The organism is Salmonella sp. SAL4457, from assembly GCF_046548235.1.
In the GTDB taxonomy this organism is placed as follows: Bacteria; Pseudomonadota; Gammaproteobacteria; order Enterobacterales; family Enterobacteriaceae; genus Salmonella; species Salmonella enterica.
Genome location: NZ_JBGDZO010000559.1, coordinates 1 through 269 on the forward strand (window position 1 = coordinate 1; position 269 = coordinate 269).

Sequence of the window (269 nt, forward strand, 5' to 3'; positions counted from 1 at the left end):
TCGCTATACAGGCCATGCATCGACTTGCCCCGCCAGCCAACATAGAGGCCGACCAGCCTGCGTTTGCCCAGCACCCCGGAGGAGGCGAGATTGGCGAGTGCCTTGTTGAAGCTGGCGACGTTGCCGTCGTCCCGTCCCGCGTTGTGCTTCCAACCGTGAATGAACACCACCATGGCGATGTCCCCCCCGGCGGAGTAGCGCTTTAGCTGGTCGATCAGGCGTTGCGTTCTGGCAGGCGCGAAGTCGTTGCCGCGCTCGCTGTATTCGAC

General features: G+C 63.2%; 1 protein-coding gene. It reads right to left on the reverse strand.

All coding sequences use genetic code 11. The features are described from left to right. On the reverse strand, window positions 1-269 hold a 269-nt coding region (locus ACLJNW_RS25455; protein ID WP_410961399.1), incomplete at both ends, for a hypothetical protein.